Origin of the sequence: Flavobacterium sp., assembly GCF_965284515.1 — a bacterium.
Taxonomy (GTDB): Bacteria; Bacteroidota; Bacteroidia; order Flavobacteriales; family Flavobacteriaceae; genus Flavobacterium.
Genome location: NZ_OZ260089.1, coordinates 707,237 through 729,513 on the forward strand (window position 1 = coordinate 707,237; position 22,277 = coordinate 729,513).

Sequence of the window (22,277 nt, forward strand, 5' to 3'; positions counted from 1 at the left end):
CATGCGTAAAATTTTAGCCCTTTTATTTAGTTTATTTTTTCTTGTGTCTTTCGCTCAAGAAGAAGAAGTTCACTCTATTTATTTTCAATTTGACAAATTCAACTTGAAAGACGAACAAGCAGATGCTGTAGTTAAGTTTGTACAAAAAATTGACACCTCAAACGTAGAAACCATTGAAATATTTGGTTATTGTGATGATAGAGGAAAAGATGCCTATAATTATGAATTGTCTACAAATAGAGCCAATACAGTTAAAGATAAATTAGTAAGCAAAGGCATTAAAAGTAAAATTATTATTACTCTAGAAGGTAAAGGTAAAATCTTAATTGATGAAGATTTAGAAACCAATATTCCAGAAGCTAGATCAAAAAACAGAAGAGTAGATGTTGTTGTAAATTACAAACCTGTAGAGGTAGAAGATTTAAAAATTCCCGGAGTTTATAGTACCATTCCTAAAAACCCAGTTGTAGGAGACAGAATATATCTAGACAAGCTCTTATTTGAAAGGGGAAGCAGTAAACTTTCATTTAAAGCAAAACAAGAATTAGAGCGCGTTGCTAAACTATTATATCGTTATAAAAATATTGAATTTGAAATTCAAGGACATGTTTGTTGTACACCATCTTTCCATAAAGAAGCCATTGACAGAGATACTAAAAAAAGAGCCTTGTCTACTAATAGAGCATACTCTGTTTTTAAATACTTAGGGTTTAGAAAAATAAACAAAAAACGAATGACTTATAAAGGCTACGGTAACACGCAACCGCTAGGAAAAGGCCCTTTATTAGACCGTAGAGTTGAGCTGGTAATTACTAAGATTTAAGGAAAAGTAGCGGATATACAATAGTTAGGCACAATTACAAACCAACAAAAATGACAATGAAAAGAGTATTTATCTTATTTCTAGTCTTAACAAACAGCCTGTGCGTTTTGGCACAAGAAAATACCAATGTGAGGTTTAGTGTAAACGCAACTTCACTGAAAAATGTTGAAAATATCGGTATTAGAGGTAGTGTAAGTCCATTGAGTTGGGAAAAAACATACTTTCTTCAAGACTCAGATAAAAACGGGATTTTTGAAGCAGTGCTTACCTTTCCGAATAAGGAAAACGAGGTATTAGAGTACAAATATGTTTATGGAGATAAAACGCCCGTTTGGGAATTGGAAGGACAAAACAGACTTTTACTGCTGGACGAAAGCGAAATTCAACTAAACGATGTTTGGAATGTACTGGGCGATATAGATGTAGGACGCTTACCCAAACTAAATGTTGAGAAACTAAGCGAAGATTTTGAAATCCTTAAAAAGGCTCTTTTGGAAGTTCATCCGGGGCTTTACAGATACAGAACTAAAATGGAAATGGATTCAATTTTTGACCATTTCCAAAAAGTATTCTCTGAACCTTTGTCTTATCAAGAGGCGTTTTTGAATTTTACCAAATTAACCTCGACTATTCAATGCGGTCATACTTTTCCTAGCCCTTACAACCAAAATGGCTTTATAAAAGAGGTGGTACTCAATCAAAAAGACAAATTGCCATTTACTTTCAGAGTTTTAGACCAAAAAATGATAGTATCAGAAAGTATTGTTGAAGATTCAGACTTACCTCGAGGCACAGAAATCTTAACCGTTGACGGAGTTCAAGCAAAGATATTTTTGCAAGAAACCGCAAGTCTTGTAAAAGCTGATGGAGCAAATGAAGCTAAACGTTATGCAGACCTCAATACGTTTGGCGTGGGTAATTATTTTGAAATGTTTGATTGTTATTTCCCACTCTTGTATCCACCTAAAAACGAAAAATACTCGTTGACGATTAGACGACCAGACAATGAAAGTACAGAAGAATTAATGGTGAATGTAGTTAGTAGAATGGAAAGAGCAAACACTCTGACAAAAAAATATCCTAACCGACCAACTAACTCAGACCAACTGTGGAAACTTGAATTTTGGGAAAATAATACAGCTTATCTACAATTGGGAACTTTTGATGTGTTTCAACTTTCCTTTGAATGGAAGGACTTTTTAGATAATGCTTTCAAGCAAATAAAGAAAAATAAAACTGAAAATTTAATTTTAGATATACGTTGGAATGAAGGAGGACAGGATGAAATATTGTTATTCTTGGGAGAGCACCTTACAGCGTCACCTATCAAACCATTTCAAAGAAATGAAATGGTACATTACCAAAAAATATCTAACGAACTAAAGCCATATCTGACTACTTGGGACAACTCTTATTTTGATTTAACAGAAATAACACAGCCATTTGATTCAGAGTTTTACACATTTAAGAAGCAAGAACCACTTATTGTAAATTCAAGTTCCAGAGCATTTAAGGGAAATACATATTTATTGATAAATGCAGCGAATAGTTCGGCAACTTTTTATTTTGCCGAGATAGCCAAGGAAAATAAGTTGGCTACTTTAATAGGCGAAACCACAGGAGGTAGCCAGAAAGGACTTAACGGAGGTACTATGTTTTTCTTGCGATTACCTAATTCGCAGATAGAAATAGACCTTCCTATAATTGGGACTTTCTCTGGTGATAGACCTTTGGGTGGCATAGAACCTGATATCCTTGTTACTCAATCCGTAGAAGATATTATCACAGGTGAGGATAAAGTAATAATTGTAACCAAAAAAATCATTCAAGAAAAGTAAAAACTGTGCCTAACAATGTATATAAAAAATAGGCGGAATATTGGTAAAATCAAGGCTTTGGGCTCGCATCAAAATTGGTGCTTAACCGAAAGTTTCGTGCTACGGAACCGCCTACTTTTCATATACTAAACGTTACTTCATCTTCATTTGAATATGTGGGATATCGTCTTCTAAGTACATTTCGCTGGTTTGTTCAAAACCGTGGCTTTCGTAAAACTTTTTTAAATATTCTTGTGCCGAAATGGTAATTGCTGTTTCGTTATAATGTTCTTTAACGGCTTCAATTGAAACTCGCATTAAATCGTGGCCAAACTTCTTGTCTCTGTATTTCGGACTCACAACCACTCTACCTATAGAAGCTTCATCAAAATAGTAGCCTTTATCAAAAATACGTGTATAAGCGGCTAAATTTCCTTCGTAGTAACCTAAAACATGTAAAGCCTTTTGATCTTTGCCATCAACATCTTGATATACGCAATCTTGCTCTACTACAAACACTTCAGAACGCAACCGAAGTAATTCGTATAGCTCTTGAGTAGAAAGTTCGTTAAATCGCTTTATTTTAAATGTAAGCATTTGTGGGTTGATGGGTGTTAGGTTTTGGGTAAATAGTGTTGAGTAATGAATGTTGAAAAAAACTAATACCCATTACCCAATACCTATTTTAAAAATTTAACCGATTGTATGATAGCTTCTAATTCAAAAACTAAATCCCTCTTAGATTTTGAAGGGTGAAACGTAAAGCCTTCTAAAATTAAATAACGGTTGTTTTTTTCGTCTTTTATAGCATAGTTTACAAAAGGTCCTGCCATGAAGTCGTTTTTTAAATCCCAAGTTCCTTTTGTTAAATACGTTTTTCTTCCGGCAACTGTTGTTTCAAATAAATAAGGCGCATACGCTGGCTCAGTAATCATCCAAGTATTTGGTAAAACTCCGTGGATGAATTGTTTTCCAATAGAGTCGCGCATTTGTGTAATATTATTTACAATATTATTATCTTTTTCAATAGTTTCATAAGGAACGGCATAAACCAAAACACTATTATAACTAGCGCCGTTATTGAATTGTTTTCTAATCCATAAGAAATTATCTTCAACCATATCGTATTTATATCCAAAACCAATGGTTAGTCCAACGCCAAACTTGCTTCTCACTTTTGCATCACTAACAGCGGCTTTCTTTAATCTAACTTGGTTTTCAATAATGTCACCCGCTTTAATTTTGGAAATTATTTCAGCTGATCTTTGTTCTAAAATCGTTAAAATTTCTTCATTCGTTTTTCCAAAAACATAAAACACTTGTTGTGGTTTTGCAAATTGGTTTACTTGATGACTGTATCCTGTTTTGTTAGATTTTTGAACTATTACAATATTTCTACTCTTTCTTACAAAACCTTCAAATATTTTAGAAGGATATTGATTCAAGGTAAACAATGGCTCTTCTTGAGGTAAACCGTCAACTGGAGCTGCAAACTTTTTACGAATGGTATCTCCTAATTCTCCGGCCCATAAACTTTCATCAATAATAATAGAAACGTTATTAATTTTTGCGTTCGACTCTGGTAAAATCGCTTTTTTCTCTGCTTCTGAATCTTTACAAGAAACAAAAAACACAACACCTACAATTAATAAAAAAAACTTTTTCATATTATGATTATTTATTCTTTTTAACCTTTTACTTTTAATTTCATTCCTGGTCTAATATTATTACCACTAATATCGTTCCATTTTTTTAGATCATCTGCAGAAACACCTGGGAACTTTTTTGAAATGGAATACAAAGAGTCGCCCGATTTAACCGTATAGGTCCCACTATTACTAGTCTTGCTAGATGAAGAACTTGAAGTTTTTGCAGATGAATAAATTTTTAAAGTTTTTCCTGCCTGAATATTATTTCCTCTTATGTGGTTCCAACTTCTTAACGAACTAATTGAAACTTTGTATTTATCGGCAATAAGTCCAAGGCTTTCACCACGTCTTATTTTATGATATTGAACACTTGAGTTTGATGAACTCGAAGAACTTGATTCACTTCTTGTAGATGAGGCATAACTTGGTTGTTCTTTCTTTGCGTCGATATAATCTACATACGCATAAATTTTATCTTCATTAGAAACAAAAAGACCTAACTTATTTTTTGGAAGTCTTAAAAAACGAGGTTTATCTTCGTTATAAGGAATAATGTCTAACTTATAAATTGGGTTTAAAAACTTAATTTCTTCTACCGAAATATCTAACAAATCAGAAACTTGCTGAAAACTAAGTTGTTTCCTTACTTTTATTGTGTCGGTTTCAAAATAAGTAACCGGCGCTTTTTTAGGTTGTAATCCGTGCTCTTTTTGAAATTCGTAAATGTATAATGTTGCTAAAAATGCAGGAACATAATTTGCGGTTTCACGTGGAAGGTTTCTTCTAATGTTCCAATAATTTTGACTTCCACCTGAACGACGAATTGCTTTAGAAACATTTCCTGGCCCTGCATTATATGATGCTAAAACCAAGCTCCAATCTCCAAAAATTTGATATAAACTAGATAAATATTGACAAGCAGCTTCTGTGGCTTGAAGAGGATCATAACGTTCATCTACATAAGAAGTAACTTCAAGATTAAATTGTTTTCCCGTTGGGTACATGAATTGCCATAAACCTGTTGCTCCAACTCTTGAGCGTGCTTTAGGGTTTAATGCCGATTCTACAATGGCTAAGTATTTTATTTCTAATGGAACATCATATTTTGACAAATGCTCTTCAAACATAGGGAAATAGTATTCTGAAATTGCCATCAAACGTTCAAAACTAGCTTTTCTGTTTTTTAAATAGGACTTAATTACATTTTCTAATGCTGGATTGTAATCAATAACAAAAGGGGTTTTTGCATTTAGTTTTTTTAACCTGCTTTTCAATAAATCAGTCGATAATTCATAATCTACGACCGAATCTATATCAACTTCATTGATGTCTGAAAACATTTCCTCGTATAAATCATCGTTTGAAAGCTCTTCTAACCAACGTTGATCAATACAATTACTGGTGCTGTGATTAATAAAAGTAGCTTTTAAAGAATCAATATAAGAAACCTTAGGTAAAGCTAATGAAACTTCACTTTGAGCGCTTTCTTGTGCAAATACAGAATAAGCCAACAAAAGCGTTAGTGTTACTATTTTAAATTTTTTCATGTTATTCTTTTTAAGTTTGGGGCACTAAACAGAATACTTTTATTTTAGTATTTAATCATTTAAAATTGCCGCTATTCCTGGCAAAGTTTTTCCTTCTAGCATTTCTAACATAGCTCCTCCGCCAGTTGAAACATAACTCATTTTTGGTTCAAAACCAAATTGCTTAACTGCAGCAACACTGTCTCCTCCGCCTACAAGCGAAAAAGCTCCGTTTTGAGTAGATTCGGCAATATAATCTCCTAGAGAAATTGTTCCGTTTGCAAAAGATTCCATTTCAAAAACACCTAATGGACCGTTCCAAAGAATTGTTTTTGAATCTAAAATTATGCGCTTTATAATTTCTAACGATTTTGGTCCAGAATCTAAACCTTGCCAACCGTCTGGAATTTGTTTTACATCAACCACTTGCGTATTTGCATCATTTGAAAAAGCATCTGCAGCTACAACATCTACAGGCAAATGAATTTGAACGCCTTTTTCTTTCGCTTTTTTAAGAATTTCAATGGCTAATTCTAATTTGTCGTCTTCACAAATAGAATTTCCGATTTTTCCGCCTAAAGCTTTAATGAATGTAAAAGTCATTCCACCGCCAATAATCATGTGGTTTACTTTATCTAAAATGTTTTCAATTACCGTGATTTTTGAAGAAACTTTAGAACCTCCAAGAATTGCAGTTACTGGTTTTTCTGAATTTTTAAGTACTTTTTCAATACTTTCAATTTCTTTGGCTAATAAATTTCCGAAACATTTTTTACCTCCAAAAAACTGAGCAATAATAGTTGTTGAAGCATGTGCTCTGTGAGCGGTTCCAAATGCATCGTTAACATAAATATCACCTAAGTTGGCTAGTTTTTCTGCAAATGCAACATCTCCTTTTTCTTCTTCTGCATAAAAACGTAAGTTTTCTAGCAATAAAACTTCACCCACTTTTAAATTTGCAGCTAATTCAACTGCTTCATTTCCAATGCAATCATTAGCAAATTTTACGTTTCTTCCTAAAACTTTTTCTGTTTCAGCAAGAATGTGTTTTAAAGAATATTTCTCTTCAATACCTTTTGGTCTCCCAAGGTGACTCATTAAAATAACACTTCCGCCTTCGTTAATAATTTTATCAATAGTTGGTTTAGCAGCTTCGATTCTAGTATTGTCTGTAACCTTAAAATCTTCATCTAAAGGCACATTAAAATCTACTCTAATTATTGCTTTTTTATTATTAAAATTAAAATCGTTAAGTGTTTTCATAAGTTAATTTTCGGTTGAAGAAAGCAAATATAAAATTTTGTGTTTTAAATTGGTATAAAAAACTGTTATAATTCTTTTTCTGTAGAAGTTGTCCTACTTCTTTCTATTTAAATTAACTCGTTGAACTTAATTATCTAAAAACGTCAATTTGAGTGTTTTTTGTGTAGAAAAACGGAACAAAAAATGTATCGAGAATCGTTTTTAATATCAATTTTCTTGTTCTCGATACCATTTTCTTCCCCAAACCGGAAGAAAATCACTCGAACTGACGAAAATTATAATCAAAAACCAATTGGGACAACTCTTTAAAAAAATATTTTTTTACTTTTATGAAGTGAAAAATAATTATTTCAATTAGGTTTGTGCTATGCTTTTTAAAGACATTTTAGGACAAGATCATATAAAAAACCATTTGACAAAAAGTGCAACTGCAGGAAGAATTCCACATGCGCAACTGTTTGTAGGTCCGGAAGGTAGCGGAACGTTATCTATGGCAATTGCGTATGCACAATATATTTTGTGCGGAAACATTGACCAAGAAAACACAAGCGGAAACGAAGTTTGTAATTTAAAGTTCGAACATTTTTCACATCCCGATTTGCATTTTGTTTTTCCGGTTGCCACTAATGAAGATGTAAAAAAGCACCCTGTAAGTGCAAATTTCTTAACATCTTGGAGAGAATTTTTACATGATAATCCGTACGGAAGTTTATTTGATTGGTACAAGAAAATTGGAGTTGAAAAAAAGCAAGGTCAAATAGGAGTAGACGAAGCAAGTGAAATTAACAAAGCACTTTCTTTAAAAGCATACGAAGGCGGTTACAAAGTAATGATCATTTGGATGGCCGACAAAATGAATACGGCCGCTTCAAACAAGTTGCTAAAACTATTAGAAGAACCGCCAAACAAAACGGTTTTCATTTTAATAACTGAACATTTAGACGATTTATTGCAAACCATAATATCGCGTTGCCAAGTATTAGATTTTATAGGAATTAGCGAAAGTGTTATTGCTGAAAATTTGGTTTCACGTGAAAACTGCGATCAAAATGCAGCGTTGAAAATTGCACATCAAAGCGAAGGAAATTACAATAAAGCATTGCATATCTTAAAAAAAGATGCCGACGAATATCCGTTTGAAGAATGGTTTATTGAATGGATACGAAGTGCATTTAAAGCCAAAGGAAATGCTGCTGCTATTTTAGATTTAATAAAATGGAGTGAAAACATTGCGGGCTTAGGTAGAGAAGTGCAAAAGCAGTTTTTAAATTATTGCATTTACTTTTTCAGACAGGCTTTAATGGCGAATTACCAAGCGAAAGAATTGGTGTTTTTTGAACCAACTGTTTCCAATTTTAATATAGAAAAATTTGCTCCTTTTGTAGATGGAAGCAATATAAATGATATCTTTAAAGAACTTGAAACCGCTATTTACCATATTGAAAGAAATGGAAATAGTAAAATTATTTTAACCGATTTATCGATAAAACTAACCCGATTAATTCATAAAAAACAATAATTATGACACACGCAGCTTCAATTTTAATTTTGTTGTTACTTGCCGTAACTTTTTTACAATCTGGATATGATAAAATAAAAGACTGGAAAGGAAATGTTTCTTGGCTTAAAGAGCATTTTGCAGGAACTATTTTTGCCAACCAAGTGCCTATGTCGTTATTCATCATTTTAGTATTAGAAATAATTTCTGGTGTATTGTGTATTTCTGGAATTATAAATTTAGTGACTAAAGATTCTACAGTAATGGCGCTTTATGGTGCTAACTTATCGTGTTTAACACTTATCTTTTTATTATTTGGACAACGTATTGCTAAAGATTACGATGGTGCACGTACTATTGTAATTTATTTTGTACCTGCGGTTTTAGCTGTTTATATGTTGAGTTAGGAATTATTACAACTATAAACTAGTTAGTTGCAATTATGAAAAATACGATAACAAAGACATTACTAATATTCTTAGTATCAACTTTATTAAGTTGCAATAATCATCACAATAAAATTGAAATTATTTTCTTTAAATCAAATGTAAAAGATAGTCTTCCAATCAAGTATAGCTTTTTGAAACTATCAAATAAAGACTCGGTAATATTCAAAAAAAAAATAAACGATAGAATTACAATTGGTAAAAAATATGTTTTTGACAGTTTACCTACTGGACAATATATTCTACAATATAGTGACATTAAACAAGACACTTTTAAAAAGCGTATAAATTTGAAAAACAATGAGGTTTATCGTTCAAAAATCATATTTGATATACTTCCTCTTGAAAAATACTATAAGTACGTTCCAATAAATAATTTAAAAAATGGTGAATCATATAAGCTTTTAACTTGGGGAGGTTGTCTTGCAAGAATGGAATCATTTTATCAAATTACTTATCTTGACAACCAATATTTACTTGATTCTTATTTAGATACCAAGAGAATTCTAACTAATGATGAGAGAACAGCAATTAAAAAATTTGAAGCAGAGTTATATGCTTTAAAAGGAAAAGGAACTTGCGAAAGTACTGGTCAAATGACATATTCTATAACAAAAGATAAGAAAACGGATACAATTACTGAAATGACATGTAATTGGAATGGTTATAGTTTGCTTATGAGTAAATTATATAACGGTAACTAACAATCTTTTATAGCAATTGTTATGCATGCTTTGTCATTTAAATCTCGCTTGATGCTAAAATTATAATAGAAATTAAATGGAATCTAGACTTATTTTTGAAGCTGACAAAACATATAAAGATAAAATCGAATGGATTAAACCTTCAGAAGCATCTGAAAGCGAGTGGGTTTACTTAAACTTTGTAGACAGTTTAAATGAAAAGGTTTTTGTGGGTTTAATTAATGAATATTTAAATTCTGATATTTTATATATTGTTATTTCAAGAAAAAATTCATTCGAAATTAAAAAAGAAAATATAATTTCTGAAGTTAAAGAATATTTAGAAAATGTAGATTTTACTATTTGGAATCAAGAATTTAATAAAGTAATTGAATTTAATAAAATTGATATTTATCGTAAAGGGATTATACCTTTTTAACTTCCCAAACTCGCTTTAAACAAACGAAGCTCGTCCCAAGAAAATGCATCGCCGTGTTTTTCTTTCAATTCGCCTAAACTTTCTCCATTAAAATCTTTAAAAGCAGCAGCTAGAGCAATGATTTTATCTTCGGGTAAAATGTCAGCTAACTCAACTGTTTCCATTTGAATTAATTTGGTAAAATGACTAAAAATAGTAGAGGGTGTTAACTTGCGTTGTTTCGCAATATCGTAAATAGAGTTCCCTTGCATCCAAAGTTCTAAGGTAATTTCAACAGTTGCTTTTTTGGGTTCTTTTTTCTTTTTCTTTTTTGGATCTTCATAATACGAAACATCATCGTCATCGTCTTCCATTAAAGTGGCGTGTTCGGTTCTAAAACGTTCGGCAACAGCAACCAATTTATTAATTTTATAGACATTCATATCATCTGAAACCAAATTCTTCTTTGAAATTTCTTTTCCTTCGGTAATGATTTGTGTCAGTAATCTGGCCTTTTTCAATTGTAAAATGGCTTTGATTTGCATTTCTTCTAAAACCATTAATTCGTCGTAAAACGCTTTTACTTTTTTGGTACGTTTTATTTCTTCAATCTTTAACAATAATTCTTCCGCTACTTGATCTAAGGTTTTGAAAAAATAATCATAAGCGGCTTCACATCGTTCTTGTAAAAAAGGAGCGTCCAATTTTTCCACGTGGAAAATTTTATGCAATTGCGACATAAATTTACTCGAAGGCGCTTCTATTTTTGAAATCGTTTCATATTGTTGTTTGGCCCAATTGAGGTGTTTTGATTTTGGTGATTTTGGTGCTTCCGCCTTATAACTGAATTGGTGGTTGCGCCATTCTTGTATTAACTCTTTGAAATCGAACGTTTTAAGCAAAGTATGAAGCAAGAACGTATTGGTTTCATGTACCAATGCATCTTGCAAAATGTCTTCAGAGGCTTTGTTTTCAGCATAACTCAACACATCTTCGTCGCTAGAAACGCCGTTCATGTTCAACGGAGAGAGTAAAATAAGCCCTTTTAAAGAACGTAAACGCGAAAGAGCAACATATGCTTGTCCAGGTGCAAAAACTTGTGAAACATCGAGCGCAGCTTTGTCAAAAGTTAAACCTTGACTTTTATGAACGGTTATTGCCCAAGCCAATTTAATAGGGTAGTGGACAAAAGTTCCAATTACTTCTTCTTCAACTTCTTTGGTGTTTTCGTTGAGTTTGTATTTAATATTTTGCCATTCGTAACGTTCAACCTCAATCGTTTTGTTCTCTTCTGGAAAATGAACCCTAATTTCGTTGCTTGAAAGCGATATTATAACGCCCATTTTTCCGTTGTAAAACTGCTTATCAAAATTAAGATCGTTTTTCACAAACATCACCTGAGCACCCACTTTTAAATGTAATTTTTCATCGAGCGGAAAAATTTTATCAGGGAAATCGCCAACCACTTCTGGTAAATAGGTGAATTTTTTCTCTTTTAAATCTTCTAAGGATTGAGCATTTATTGCATCTGCTTTCGCATTGTGAGTCGTTAAAGTGATATATCCTTTGTTCTTTTTTAAATCGAAATTAGGTTGCACAAATTGATTCAGTATTGCAATATCTGAAGTCGTTATTTTATTGTGACGTAAATTATTTAATACATCAATAAATTCAGTATCCGTTTGACGGAAAATTTTATCTAGCTCAATATATAATAGCGGATATTGCTGAATAATATGCGAATGAAAAAAGAACATTCCGTTGTAATAATTACGCAACATTTGCCATTCTTCATTTTTAACAACTGGCGGCAATTGTAGTAAATCTCCTATAAATAAAACTTGTACACCGCCAAAAGCGCGTTCGTTGCGGCGCACTTTCTTCAGCATGAAATCTATAGCGTCTAAAACATCGGCTCTTAGCATGGAAACTTCATCAATAATAAGTAATTCCATGTTTCGAATGATAGATCTTTTGGTAGCGTTCATTTTAAAATGACGACCTAATGTATCTCTATTTTCAAATTTTATGGCGCCCGAAAATTGTGCAACTTGCTTATTATCAGGAATAAAAGCAGCAAAAGGAAGTTGAAACATAGAATGTATAGTAACACCTCCAGCGTTTAAAGCTGCTATTCCTGTAGGAGCAACAACGACAGTGTTTTTGTGCGTTGTAGCAATGATTTCTTTTAGTAAAGTGGTTTTTCCGGTTCCCGCTTTACCTGTTAGAAAGATGGATTTATTGGTTTGATTAATAAATCGGAGAGTATAATTCGCTTCGGCAGATAAAAATTCCATAAGGCGTATAGTTTACTCTGCAAATATAGAGAATTGGTTTCAAAAAAAAATCCAGCTTTTTGCTGGATTTTTATATGTTATAAAAGAAAATTATTTTTTCTCTTCTTCTTCTTTAGTAGCTTCCACTTTTTTAGCTTCAGTACCTGATTTTGAAGAATAATCATTGTTTAATTTTTCAATAACTTCTTTAGTGATATCATAAGCATCTTTAGCATATAAAACAGTAGCAGCATCACCAGTACCATAGATATAATCGTATCCTTCTTTTTTACCGTAGTCTTTGATGTATTGTTTTACTTCTTTAATGATTGAATCTCTTAATTGAGCACCTTCAACCTGTAATTGTTGAATTAAAGCGTTTTGCTCAATTCCTAATTGTTGCTCTCTTTGTTGTAATTCAGCACCTTTTTGTTGCGCCCAAGCTTGACCTTTTACTCTTGCATTTGTTTGAAAGTTTTTTGCTTCATTTTCAAAAGCTCTGAATTTTGATTCTAATGGACGACCCATTTCTTCAGATTTCACTTTAAACTTTTCGTCTTCAACTTTAAACTTCTCATATTCTTTCAATAATTCGGCAGTATCGATATATGCTGTTTTAAAGTTTTCCGTTTTTTGTTCGTTCTTGTTACAAGAAATCATTGCAAATGCAATTCCTAAAATTAATAAGGCTCTTTTCATTTTTTAATTTAAATTTTGGTAAAAATAGTAATTAGTTATAAAGTTTTCAATAAAATTACACTTATAGATAATATTTATTGATTAAATAATTTTTGATTGTTTTTGATTATAAAAATCAGGTTAAATAAAAGCCTATTTAAGACACTTTCTAAAATTTGGTAATAATTTATGTTTTCAAACCAAAGAAAGGTTTAAAAAACAGCTTTAAAATGATTTTTACTTGTTTTTTATGATGTAAATGTGTGATGAGAACTCTTTTTTGAATAATCCAACAACATTTGAAGCAAAACCTATTAAAAATCCTTTAACGAAATTCATTTTACCAGTTTTATATTTTTCAGAAAGTAAGCTTACATAAAAACTATCAAACCACATGGGTTTTACTTTTTCTAATTGTAAATCAAAATCTAAAGAAAGTTTTTGAATACTGGTTTTTGAAAAATGCCATAAATGTCTTGGCACATCGTAAGCCGCCCAAAATGATTTATAATATTTTGCATCAAACGATTTATAATTTGGAACCGCAATTACAATATATCCATTTGGGTTTATAATTCTTTTCAATTGGGTAAACTGTTCGTCCAAATTAGGTACGTGTTCTAAAACATGCCACATGGTTATTACATCTATTGAATTGTCAGCAATGTTCTCTAAAGCCTCTTCAAAAACAACTCCTTTAGAAATAGCAATTTGTTTCGCTTTTGAATTTGGTTCAATTCCTTTTATTTCCCAACCTTTATTTTTAGCTGTCATTAAAAAATCGCCTGTTCCAGATCCAATATCTAAAACAGTTCCTTTTTGCGGAATTAATTTAGAAATTAAATTGACTTTGTTTTTTAAAGCATTTGCTTTTACAAAATGATAGGCTTTTTCAAACAAGGTTCTTTTTGAATCGGTGTGTGAAATATAATCTTCGCTTTCATAGTACGAAGGAAGTTTTTCTAGGCTAGGTTGAGGAGTTGTTTTTAAAATTTCATATTCCTCATTAAAAAGCAAATCAAACGGTTCTTTTGAAACCGAATGATCTGAAACTTTTATATATGTAGTGCTATTTGTAAAATTCACTTTAAATTATTTTTAAAAGAATAAGTAGAGTAGTGCTTAGCGAGATTGTTTCACGTGAAACATTTACAGAGAATAGAAGAAAGACAAAAGACTGCTTGTACTATCTTTTCTCTTTCTTCTTGCATCTTAACGTCCCATATAAATTAATAAAACCGAAATATCACTTGGTGAAACACCACTTATACGAGAAGCTTGGGCAATAGTTTTAGGTCTAATTTTATTCAACTTTTGTTTTGCTTCAATTGAAATGGATTTAATTTTATCGAAATCAAAATTGTCTGGAATAATTGCATCTTCTAAACGATTCAATTTATCCGCATGATTTTTCTCTTTTTCAATATAACCAGAATACTTCACTTGAATTTCTGCTTGTTCAATTACTTCTCTATCTAAATTTCTTTCCTCAACATAAGCTGCCACTTTTTTAAACTTAAGAAAATCGTCCAAATCAATTTGAGGACGAGAAAGTACTTTAAACATTTTATCAGGTTGAGTCATTGGTGAAGATCCTTTTACTTCTAAAACCGGATTTGCTTCTTCTGGTTTAATACTTGTTTCTCTAAAAAAGTTTACCATTTCAGATGATTGAGAAAGCTTCTTATCCATACGAATTAAACGCTCATCAGAAGCAAGGCCTAAAGCATGTCCTTTTGGTGTTAATCTAAAATCAGCATTATCTTGACGAAGTAACGTTCTATATTCAGCACGAGATGTAAACATACGATATGGTTCTTCTGTACCTTTAGTAATTAAATCATCAATCAAAACACCTATATAAGCTTCATTACGTTTTAAAACAAATGGTTCTTTTTCTTGAACTTTTAAAGCCGCATTAATACCTGCCATTAAACCTTGAGAAGCTGCTTCTTCATAACCAGTCGTACCATTAATTTGTCCTGCAAAAAATAATCCATCAACTAACTTTGTTTCTAAAGTATGCTTCAGTTGCGTAGGAGGAAAATAATCGTATTCAATTGCATAACCAGGTCTGAAGAATTTTACTTTTTCAAAACCAGCTACAGACCGCATTGCTTTAAACTGAACTTCTTCTGGTAAAGATGTAGAAAAACCATTCACATACATTTCACAAGTTTTCCAACCTTCTGGTTCTATAAATAATTGATGTCTGTCTTTATCTGCAAAACGATTAATTTTATCTTCAATAGAAGGACAATATCTTGGACCAATACTTTTTATTCTACCATTAAACATTGGACTACGATCAAAACCTTCACGAAGTAAATCATGTACTTCTGGAGAAGTATACGTCATCCAACATGAACGTTGTTCAGTAAGTGGTTTTGAACTTTCTAAATAAGAAAACTTCTCAGGTACAGCGTCACCCGATTGTTCAATCATTTTAGAAAAATCTAAGGAACGACCATCAACACGAGGAGGAGTTCCTGTTTTCATTCTACCTGATTTAAAACCTAAATTTACTAAGTCTTCTGTAATTCCAAAAGAAGCACCTTCACCAGCACGACCTCCACCAAATTGTTTGTCACCAATGTGGATTAAACCATTTAAGAAAGTACCGTTGGTTAGGACTACGGTTTTTGCTTTTATAACTTGTCCCAAGGATGTTTTTACACCCACAACTTTTCCATTCTCAGTTAAAAGACCAGAAACCATTTCTTGGTAAAAGTCTAAATTTGGGGTTCCTTCCAACATCATTCTCCATTCCTCAGCAAACTTCATTCTGTCGCTTTGAACTCTTGGAGACCACATTGCAGGGCCTTTCGATTTGTTCAACATTTTAAATTGAATTGCTGAAGCATCCGAAACAATTCCAGAATAACCCCCAAGCGCATCAATCTCTCTAACAATTTGCCCTTTTGCAATTCCTCCCATAGCAGGATTACAAGACATTTGCGCAATGTTCTGTATATTCATTGTAACCAATAGGGTAGAACAACCTAAATTAGCCGCCGAAGCTGCCGCTTCGGAACCAGCGTGACCACCACCAACTACTATTACATCGTATGTGTTTTGAAATAAACTCATTGTTCCACGTGAAACATTAGATTAATATTTAAAAATTACTGTTCCACGTGGAACAGTTTAATTTTTTCTTCTTCTTTTTGACGCATTAATTCAACGTCAGCATCTGTTTTGTCTTTATATCCACAATAATGTAAAACACCATGCGCCATAACTCGTTTCAATTCTTCTTCAAAAGAAACATTAAAATCATTCGCATTATCCTTAACTCTTTCAATTGAAATAAAAATATCTCCTTGTATTAAATTTCCTACTGTATAATCGAAGCTTATAATATCTGTTAAAGTGTCGTGATTCAGATACTCAACATTAATTTTATGCAGATAATCATCATCACAAAAAACATAATTAATTTCACCAACAGCAGAGGCTTCAGAATCTACAATATCAATAATCCAATTTTCAAAAACTTCTTCATTTGGTAATTCGAAATCGGTTTCGTAATTAAAACTAATCATTGTGCTTAAAATAGTGTTGTACTTTGTTATTAAAATTTGGTTGCAAAGGTAGGCTTTGTCTGTTTAAAATTTCAATACTATTTAAATATTCTTTTAACTCATCAGAAAGTAGAGTAGTAGTTCCATTAAAATCATCTTTATTAGAATTTGATTTACGCTTTGTATCTTCTCCTTGTTGTTGAATTGCTTTTTCTAATTTCAATAATTCATGTTTTAAATTGAGCATCTTTTGAAGCGTTTCATTTTTAAAACCTTTATTGATTAATTGCTTTTCAATCTCTTTCATTTTATCCAAAGCACTTTGACCCACACCAGACATTCCTTGTTTATTTAATTCGTTTTGCAATGCTTCACGAAGTTGTTGTTGCTCTTTTAAAATCTCAAGCACTTTGCCTGCATTACCTTCTGAACCACCTTCGCCTTCTTCTGAACCTTTACCTGACTCTCCCTCTTTTCCTTTTTCTCCAGGTTTTTTTCCTTTACCTTCTTTATCACCAGGTTTCATTCCGTCTTTCATTTTCTCACCTAAACCTTCTTGTTTTTTAATAATATCAGGAAGTTGCATTCCACTTCCTTTTCCTTTTTTAGGCTTACCTTGTCCTTGACCTGACATTTGCATCTGCATTTGGTTTTGAACATTGCTTAAAAAATCAGCCAATTTATTAGCAGAAGACAAAACATATTGTTGGTGAGAAGCACCTTTTTGAATATTATTATCCGCTAAAGTTTCAAGTGTTTTGTCTAAATTATAATGGATTTCTCCAATTTCATTTAGAACAATTTCACTTATCATAGGATTACGCAATGAAACTGCAAACAAACTATCATCGATATGTTTGAACTGATTCTTCAATTCTTGTTGTTTTTTTAATATTCGGTTGAACTGTAAAGAACGAGATTGAGTTTCTTTGGTAGTTGTAATTAATATTTCTTCATCAAACGAAAAAGTTAATAAATTATCTAAAATTTGGCGCAATGCTTTTGCATCTTCTTCCATTTGTTCCATTTCACCACCTTGCATAGAAGCAGTCATAGACTGACTCATTTCTTCCATTTTCTTAGCAGCCGATTTCTGTTTTGGTTTTGCACCATCTTGATTTTTATTATCTAATTTTTCTTTCGCTTTATTTAAATCTTCTTCAACTGATTTTTCTTCCGATTTTGTATCAGGAATTTCAAGTGGGCTTTTTAAATCTTCGTTTTGTTTGTTTAATTCTTCTAATTCTTTTGACAATTCTTTAAACTCTTTATTAATTTCAGCTTGTTTTTCAGATGTGTTATTTTGTTTGTCTTCAGAAAGTATATTTTCTTTTTTAGCTAATTCATTTAATTTATCAGCAATTTGTTCTGCTTTCCTTTCAACATAAAAACGTTTGGTAAGCTCTACCAATTGTTCTAAATTCGAAGATTGGCTTTTACTATTCTGTTTTAACTTATCAGCCTTTTCAAACAACTCGTCTTTTTGTAATTTTTTTGAAAGCTCTTCTAATTCTTTTAAAAGTTTTTCATTCTTTTCAGATTGCTTTTGTGTTTCCTCTAAACGACGAATCAACTCTTCTTTTTCTTTATCGGTAGATTTAAATTCTTCCAAGTTTTTCGAAAGGTTTTTCGAAAACTCTTTCATCATTTGATCTTGTTGTTTTTGTTTCTCCAAAAACTGATCAATTTTCTTTTGGTCTTTAAAGTCAAGTTGAGATTTTTCTTTGTTCAATTTCTCCAACTTATCCAATTCAGAAAATTGCTTGTCTTGATTTTTAAGTGATTTTTCAAGACTATTGATGTTTTCTTGTTGTTCTTTTAGTTGTTTGTCTTCTTTTTGCGAATTAGTAAGTTCATAATGTAAATAAACACTTGATTTAGAACATTTTAAACCATTAACAGCATCATTATCAAACACTTCGAAGTAATATTCATATTCTAAACCATTCTCAAGTGATAAACCATTTGGAAAACTATAGATAAATTGATCAACAGTTCCGTTTTTTATAGGTAAAAAAACTTTTTTGGATTGAGAAGCATTTCCTTTTGGGTAATACACAACATATAATTTGGTTAAACCAAAATCATCTGCTACTTGACCCACAATAACTTTACTTTTCAATTTTAAAGAGTCAGGAGCAAGTTGGGTTGTAATGGTTGGAAACTGATCTTTACTTACTGTAATTTGATACTCAAATTTTTCGTGATTTTTAATGGTTTTGTTTGAAGTAACAATTGCGTAATCTAAATTGGAATTGATTTTTAGTTGCAACGAAAAAGTGTTTTCTTTCTTTACAAAAGAAGCAATTTCCTGTGTAATAAAATCAATACGATTGGTAGAAACCGTTTCAATTTGCCAATTTATAACAGTACCTTCTGGAACAATAGCATTTCCAAGTCCGCTTACGATTTCTTGTTTACGATTTAAATATTTTGGAAAATTCAAAATCATTTTAAACGATTGAATCGTTGGGACATCTACAACATTCAACGTATAATTTTGAGAAGTAACATCATTTGCCTCTAAGAAAAAAGAAATGCTTTTATTTACATTTTCAAACGTATATTGAAACAAACCCGGTTTAACTTCTTCTAAAAAATACGAAGCATCATTAATAATAACACTTATGTTTTCGGGAGCAACTTTACCAACAGTTGAAACTTGTAAGGTATAATTCTGATTTTGTTTTACATTCAACTCTTTATTCAACAACACAAAATTAAATGGAGCAGGAGCTTCATATTGTTTCGTAAAATGAACCACACGATCAAAACTACTTGATAAAACATTTAAATTTCCCGAAAAAATAAAAAAGAAAATTAAAACAATTGGTGCAATTAAATAAGGAAGAAACTTTTTATTCTTCGAATAGCTAATGGCGTTAGAAAAAGGAATCGGTTGTAAAGTATTTGCTTTTTGATCTATCGAAGCTAATAATAATTCTGATGGATTATCTTGATTCGATAACTGAAGGAAATTTAAAAGTTTGTCTTTTACTTCGGTAAAATGTGTTCCAATAATTTGCGATGCTTCCACATAATTTAATCCTTTTTGAAGTTTAACCAATTTAAAAATCGGAAAAAGAATAAATCGGAAAAGCAAAAACAATTCGAATAATATAAAAATTCCGAAAAGCAAACTTCTACCAAACGTTGAAAGCCAAAGAAAATGCTCAGCTAAAAGGGTAGCAATAAAATACAACAAACCTATTCCTGAAAAAAGAATACTTCCTTTTATAAGTTCGTTATAGTAAAACTTCTTAATAAAGTCTTCTAGCTTGTTGTAAATTTCGTTTTTAGCTTCCAAAATGTCGATAACCTGTTAATAACTGATAAAAATACGATATAAAAAGTAATTAGTCAAAAGTAAATAGTGATTAGCAAAACAATACATCAAATTGTATCTTTGCATCAAATTTCAAGAAAAATGTCAAAACCAGTAAGAGTACGATTTGCTCCAAGTCCAACAGGACCTTTACATATAGGTGGTGTAAGAACTGCTTTATTCAATTACTTATTTGCTAAGAAAAATAACGGAACTTTTTATTTACGAATAGAAGATACCGATCAAACGCGTTTTGTTCCAGGCGCTGAGGCTTATATTTTTGAAGCTTTAGAATGGTTAGGAATTGCTCCTGATGAAACGATAGGAAAGAATGAAAAATTTGGACCTTACAAACAAAGTGAGCGAAAAGAAATGTACAAGCAATATGCAGAGCAACTGATAAATTCAGGTTGGGCATATTACGCATTTGATACACCAGAAGCTTTGGATGCTTTACGAAAAGAGAAAGAATCAAACAAAGAAACGTTTATTTACAACCATACCATTAGAGAGCAATTAGATAATTCATTAACGGTTTCACGTGAAAAAGTGGAGGAAAGAATTGCTAAAGGAGAACATTATGTAGTGCGATTTAAAACACCTACAAATGAAATTTTAGAATTAAAAGACATTATTAGAGGTGATGTGAAGTTTGATACGAATCTTTTAGACGATAAAGTTTTGTTTAAAAGTGACGGAATGCCAACCTATCATTTAGCGAATATTGTGGACGACCATTTAATGGAAACTTCGCATGTTATTCGTGGTGAAGAATGGTTGCCATCAATGCCTTTACATGTTTTATTGTACAGAGCTTTTGGTTGGGATGCGCCAGAATTTGCACATTTACCTTTAATATTAAAACCAGTTGGAAACGGAAAACTTTCTAAACGTGATGGTGATAAATTAGGTTTCCCAGTATTTCCATTAGAGTGGCAAACAGAAGAAGGAACATCAATGGGTTACAGAGAAAACGGATTTTTCCCAGAAGCGGTTGTGAACTTTTTAGCGTTATTAGGTTGGAACGATGGAACAGAGCAAGAATTATTTTCACTACAAGAATTAGTTGCAAAATTTGATTTGAATAGAGTAAATAAATCAGGTGCGAAATTTGATCCTGAAAAAAATAAGTGGTTCAACCATCAATATTTAATTACAAAAGAAGATGCTGAATTAGCAGATTTATTTAAAGTTGAATTAGATAAAAAAGAAATCTCGACTGCGCTCGATTTGACAAAAATAGTTGGATTAGTAAAAGAAAGAGCAAACTTTGTAACGGATTTATATGATTTAGCCGATTACTTTTTTGTGGCGCCAACAAGCTACGATGAAAAAGCAGCTAAAAATTGGAAAGAAGAAACGCCAGCTTTAATGCAACAAGTAATTACTGAATTGAATAAAATAGAAGATTTTACGTCATTAAACATTGAAACGCTTTTAAAAGAGTGGATGACAACAAACGAAATAGGAATGGGTAAAGTAATGCAGCCACTGCGTTTAAGTTTAGTAGGCGCTTTAAAAGGACCTCATTTGTTTGATATCATTGAAATGATTGGAAAAGAAGAAAGTGTTAAGCGAATTGAAAAAGCGATAGTAACAATATAAAAAAAAGAAAACCCTGCAAATGCAGGGTTTTTTGATTCTCTAAATCTAATAATCTATTACAAATAAATAGTTAATTGTCCGCTGATTAAACCTAAATTACCTTTAAACTTATCTCCAGTTGCTTTAATGTTGTCTTTACTGTTTAGGTTTCCAAACATGTTTGTTAATCCATATTGGTAACCAATTCTTGCTCTAAAATTTTTAGTTCCAGCATTTATACCTACGTAAATATTAGCATTAAACTTAGAAACGTCTAAAATATCTTTAGCAATTAATGTAGGATGATCTAATAAAACATTTGTTTCTTTATCGTTATCTACACCAAGTTTTCCATTTACTTGTAAAACAGGTCCAAATTCTAAATTAACATGATCTTCAACCAACACATAACTTGGTACAATATAAATTTGAACCGCAGAAAGTTTTACGTTTAAGTCTTCAATTCCAGATGTACCTAAAGTAGGAACAGAAAAATTACTATCGGTGAAAAACATACCAAAACTCATTTGCCAGTTGTTATAGTAGTTTCCTCTTACACTAAATCCACCAATCCAACCGTTTCCTGGAGTAACCGTTAAATTATCAGTATATATATCCATTTGGGTTAAACCCGCTCCAATTCCTATTCTGTTACTGTCTTTATAACCTCTTTGTGCATTTACTGAAAATGTTATTAAAGTGATTACTACTGCTAAAATTTTGTTCATAATGTTCTATTTGGGTGGCAAAAGTAAGTTTATTATTTA

The 22,277-nt window shown here is 31.7% G+C and carries 18 protein-coding genes; 7 read left to right on the forward strand and 11 right to left on the reverse strand.

What is annotated here, in order from left to right:
• The first annotated feature begins 1 nt into the window (after position 1).
• Both ACQ65T_RS03285 and ACQ65T_RS03290 read left to right on the forward strand, forming a co-directional pair.
• The gene (locus ACQ65T_RS03285; protein ID WP_430399672.1) at positions 2-823 is read left to right on the forward strand and encodes an OmpA family protein; all 822 of its coding nucleotides are present in this window, start codon (positions 2-4) and stop codon (positions 821-823) included.
• A 56-nt stretch (positions 824-879) separates the two neighbouring features.
• Positions 880-2,661, forward strand: a complete 1,782-nt coding sequence (locus tag ACQ65T_RS03290) for a S41 family peptidase (RefSeq protein ID WP_430399673.1) — start codon at positions 880-882, stop codon at positions 2,659-2,661.
• A 132-nt stretch (positions 2,662-2,793) separates the two neighbouring features.
• Here ACQ65T_RS03290 and ACQ65T_RS03295 read toward each other — a convergent pair whose 3' ends face one another.
• The 4 genes from ACQ65T_RS03295 to ACQ65T_RS03310 form a co-directional block, all read right to left on the reverse strand.
• Positions 2,794-3,237, reverse strand: a complete 444-nt coding sequence (locus tag ACQ65T_RS03295; RefSeq protein WP_430399674.1) for a GNAT family N-acetyltransferase — start codon at positions 3,235-3,237, stop codon at positions 2,794-2,796.
• An 83-nt stretch (positions 3,238-3,320) separates the two neighbouring features.
• The gene (locus tag ACQ65T_RS03300; RefSeq protein ID WP_430399675.1) at positions 3,321-4,307 is read right to left on the reverse strand and encodes a DUF4837 family protein; all 987 of its coding nucleotides are present in this window, start codon (positions 4,305-4,307) and stop codon (positions 3,321-3,323) included.
• Between the two features lie 20 nt (positions 4,308-4,327).
• Complete coding sequence (locus ACQ65T_RS03305; protein ID WP_430399676.1) at positions 4,328-5,836, reverse strand: LysM peptidoglycan-binding domain-containing protein; 1,509 nt, start codon at positions 5,834-5,836, stop codon at positions 4,328-4,330.
• A 51-nt stretch (positions 5,837-5,887) separates the two neighbouring features.
• Positions 5,888-7,078 (reverse strand): phosphoglycerate kinase, encoded by a 1,191-nt coding sequence (locus ACQ65T_RS03310; protein WP_430399677.1) that lies wholly within the window; start codon positions 7,076-7,078, stop codon positions 5,888-5,890.
• Positions 7,079-7,445: 367 nt separating this feature from the next.
• Between ACQ65T_RS03310 and ACQ65T_RS03315 the strand changes: the two genes are divergently transcribed.
• The 4 genes from ACQ65T_RS03315 to ACQ65T_RS03330 all read left to right on the forward strand — a co-directional run bounded on the left by ACQ65T_RS03315 (position 7,446) and on the right by ACQ65T_RS03330 (position 10,144).
• Complete coding sequence (locus ACQ65T_RS03315) at positions 7,446-8,597, forward strand: ATP-binding protein (RefSeq protein ID WP_430399678.1); 1,152 nt, start codon at positions 7,446-7,448, stop codon at positions 8,595-8,597.
• Between the two features lie 2 nt (positions 8,598-8,599).
• Positions 8,600-8,983, forward strand: coding sequence for a DoxX family protein (locus ACQ65T_RS03320; protein WP_430399679.1), 384 nt, complete (start codon positions 8,600-8,602; stop codon positions 8,981-8,983).
• Positions 8,984-9,018: 35 nt separating this feature from the next.
• Positions 9,019-9,726, forward strand: a complete 708-nt coding sequence (locus ACQ65T_RS03325) for a hypothetical protein (protein ID WP_430399680.1) — start codon at positions 9,019-9,021, stop codon at positions 9,724-9,726.
• Between the two features lie 76 nt (positions 9,727-9,802).
• Entirely contained in the window at positions 9,803-10,144 is a 342-nt protein-coding gene (locus ACQ65T_RS03330) for a hypothetical protein (RefSeq protein WP_430399681.1), read from the forward strand.
• On the opposite strand, the gene ACQ65T_RS03335 is transcribed toward ACQ65T_RS03330, so the two are convergent.
• From ACQ65T_RS03335 to ACQ65T_RS03360, 6 genes are all read right to left on the reverse strand, one after another.
• Positions 10,141-12,420, reverse strand: a complete 2,280-nt coding sequence (locus ACQ65T_RS03335) for a helix-turn-helix domain-containing protein (RefSeq protein WP_430399682.1) — start codon at positions 12,418-12,420, stop codon at positions 10,141-10,143. The genes ACQ65T_RS03330 and ACQ65T_RS03335 overlap by 4 nt on opposite strands.
• Before the next feature lie 90 nt (positions 12,421-12,510).
• Positions 12,511-13,098, reverse strand: a complete 588-nt coding sequence (locus tag ACQ65T_RS03340) for an OmpH family outer membrane protein (RefSeq protein ID WP_430399683.1) — start codon at positions 13,096-13,098, stop codon at positions 12,511-12,513.
• A gap of 216 nt (positions 13,099-13,314) precedes the next feature.
• Positions 13,315-14,163, reverse strand: coding sequence for a class I SAM-dependent methyltransferase (locus ACQ65T_RS03345; RefSeq protein WP_430399684.1), 849 nt, complete (start codon positions 14,161-14,163; stop codon positions 13,315-13,317).
• Positions 14,164-14,289: 126 nt separating this feature from the next.
• Positions 14,290-16,167 (reverse strand): tRNA uridine-5-carboxymethylaminomethyl(34) synthesis enzyme MnmG, encoded by a 1,878-nt coding sequence (mnmG, locus tag ACQ65T_RS03350; RefSeq protein ID WP_430399685.1) that lies wholly within the window; start codon positions 16,165-16,167, stop codon positions 14,290-14,292.
• A gap of 35 nt (positions 16,168-16,202) precedes the next feature.
• Positions 16,203-16,622, reverse strand: a complete 420-nt coding sequence (gene ybeY / locus ACQ65T_RS03355; RefSeq protein ID WP_430399686.1) for an rRNA maturation RNase YbeY — start codon at positions 16,620-16,622, stop codon at positions 16,203-16,205.
• Positions 16,615-19,908 (reverse strand): hypothetical protein, encoded by a 3,294-nt coding sequence (locus ACQ65T_RS03360; RefSeq protein ID WP_430399687.1) that lies wholly within the window; start codon positions 19,906-19,908, stop codon positions 16,615-16,617. The genes ybeY and ACQ65T_RS03360 overlap by 8 nt, the downstream gene beginning before the upstream one ends.
• Positions 19,909-20,028: 120 nt before the next feature.
• On the opposite strand from ACQ65T_RS03360, the gene gltX reads away from it, so the two are divergent.
• Positions 20,029-21,531, forward strand: a complete 1,503-nt coding sequence (gene gltX / locus ACQ65T_RS03365) for a glutamate--tRNA ligase (protein WP_430399688.1) — start codon at positions 20,029-20,031, stop codon at positions 21,529-21,531.
• Positions 21,532-21,587: 56 nt separating this feature from the next.
• Here gltX and ACQ65T_RS03370 read toward each other — a convergent pair whose 3' ends face one another.
• Positions 21,588-22,238 carry an outer membrane beta-barrel protein gene (locus ACQ65T_RS03370; protein WP_430399689.1) on the reverse strand — a complete coding sequence of 217 codons (651 nt, stop codon included), beginning with the start codon at positions 22,236-22,238 and terminating at the stop codon, positions 21,588-21,590.
• Positions 22,239-22,277: the final 39 nt, after the last annotated feature.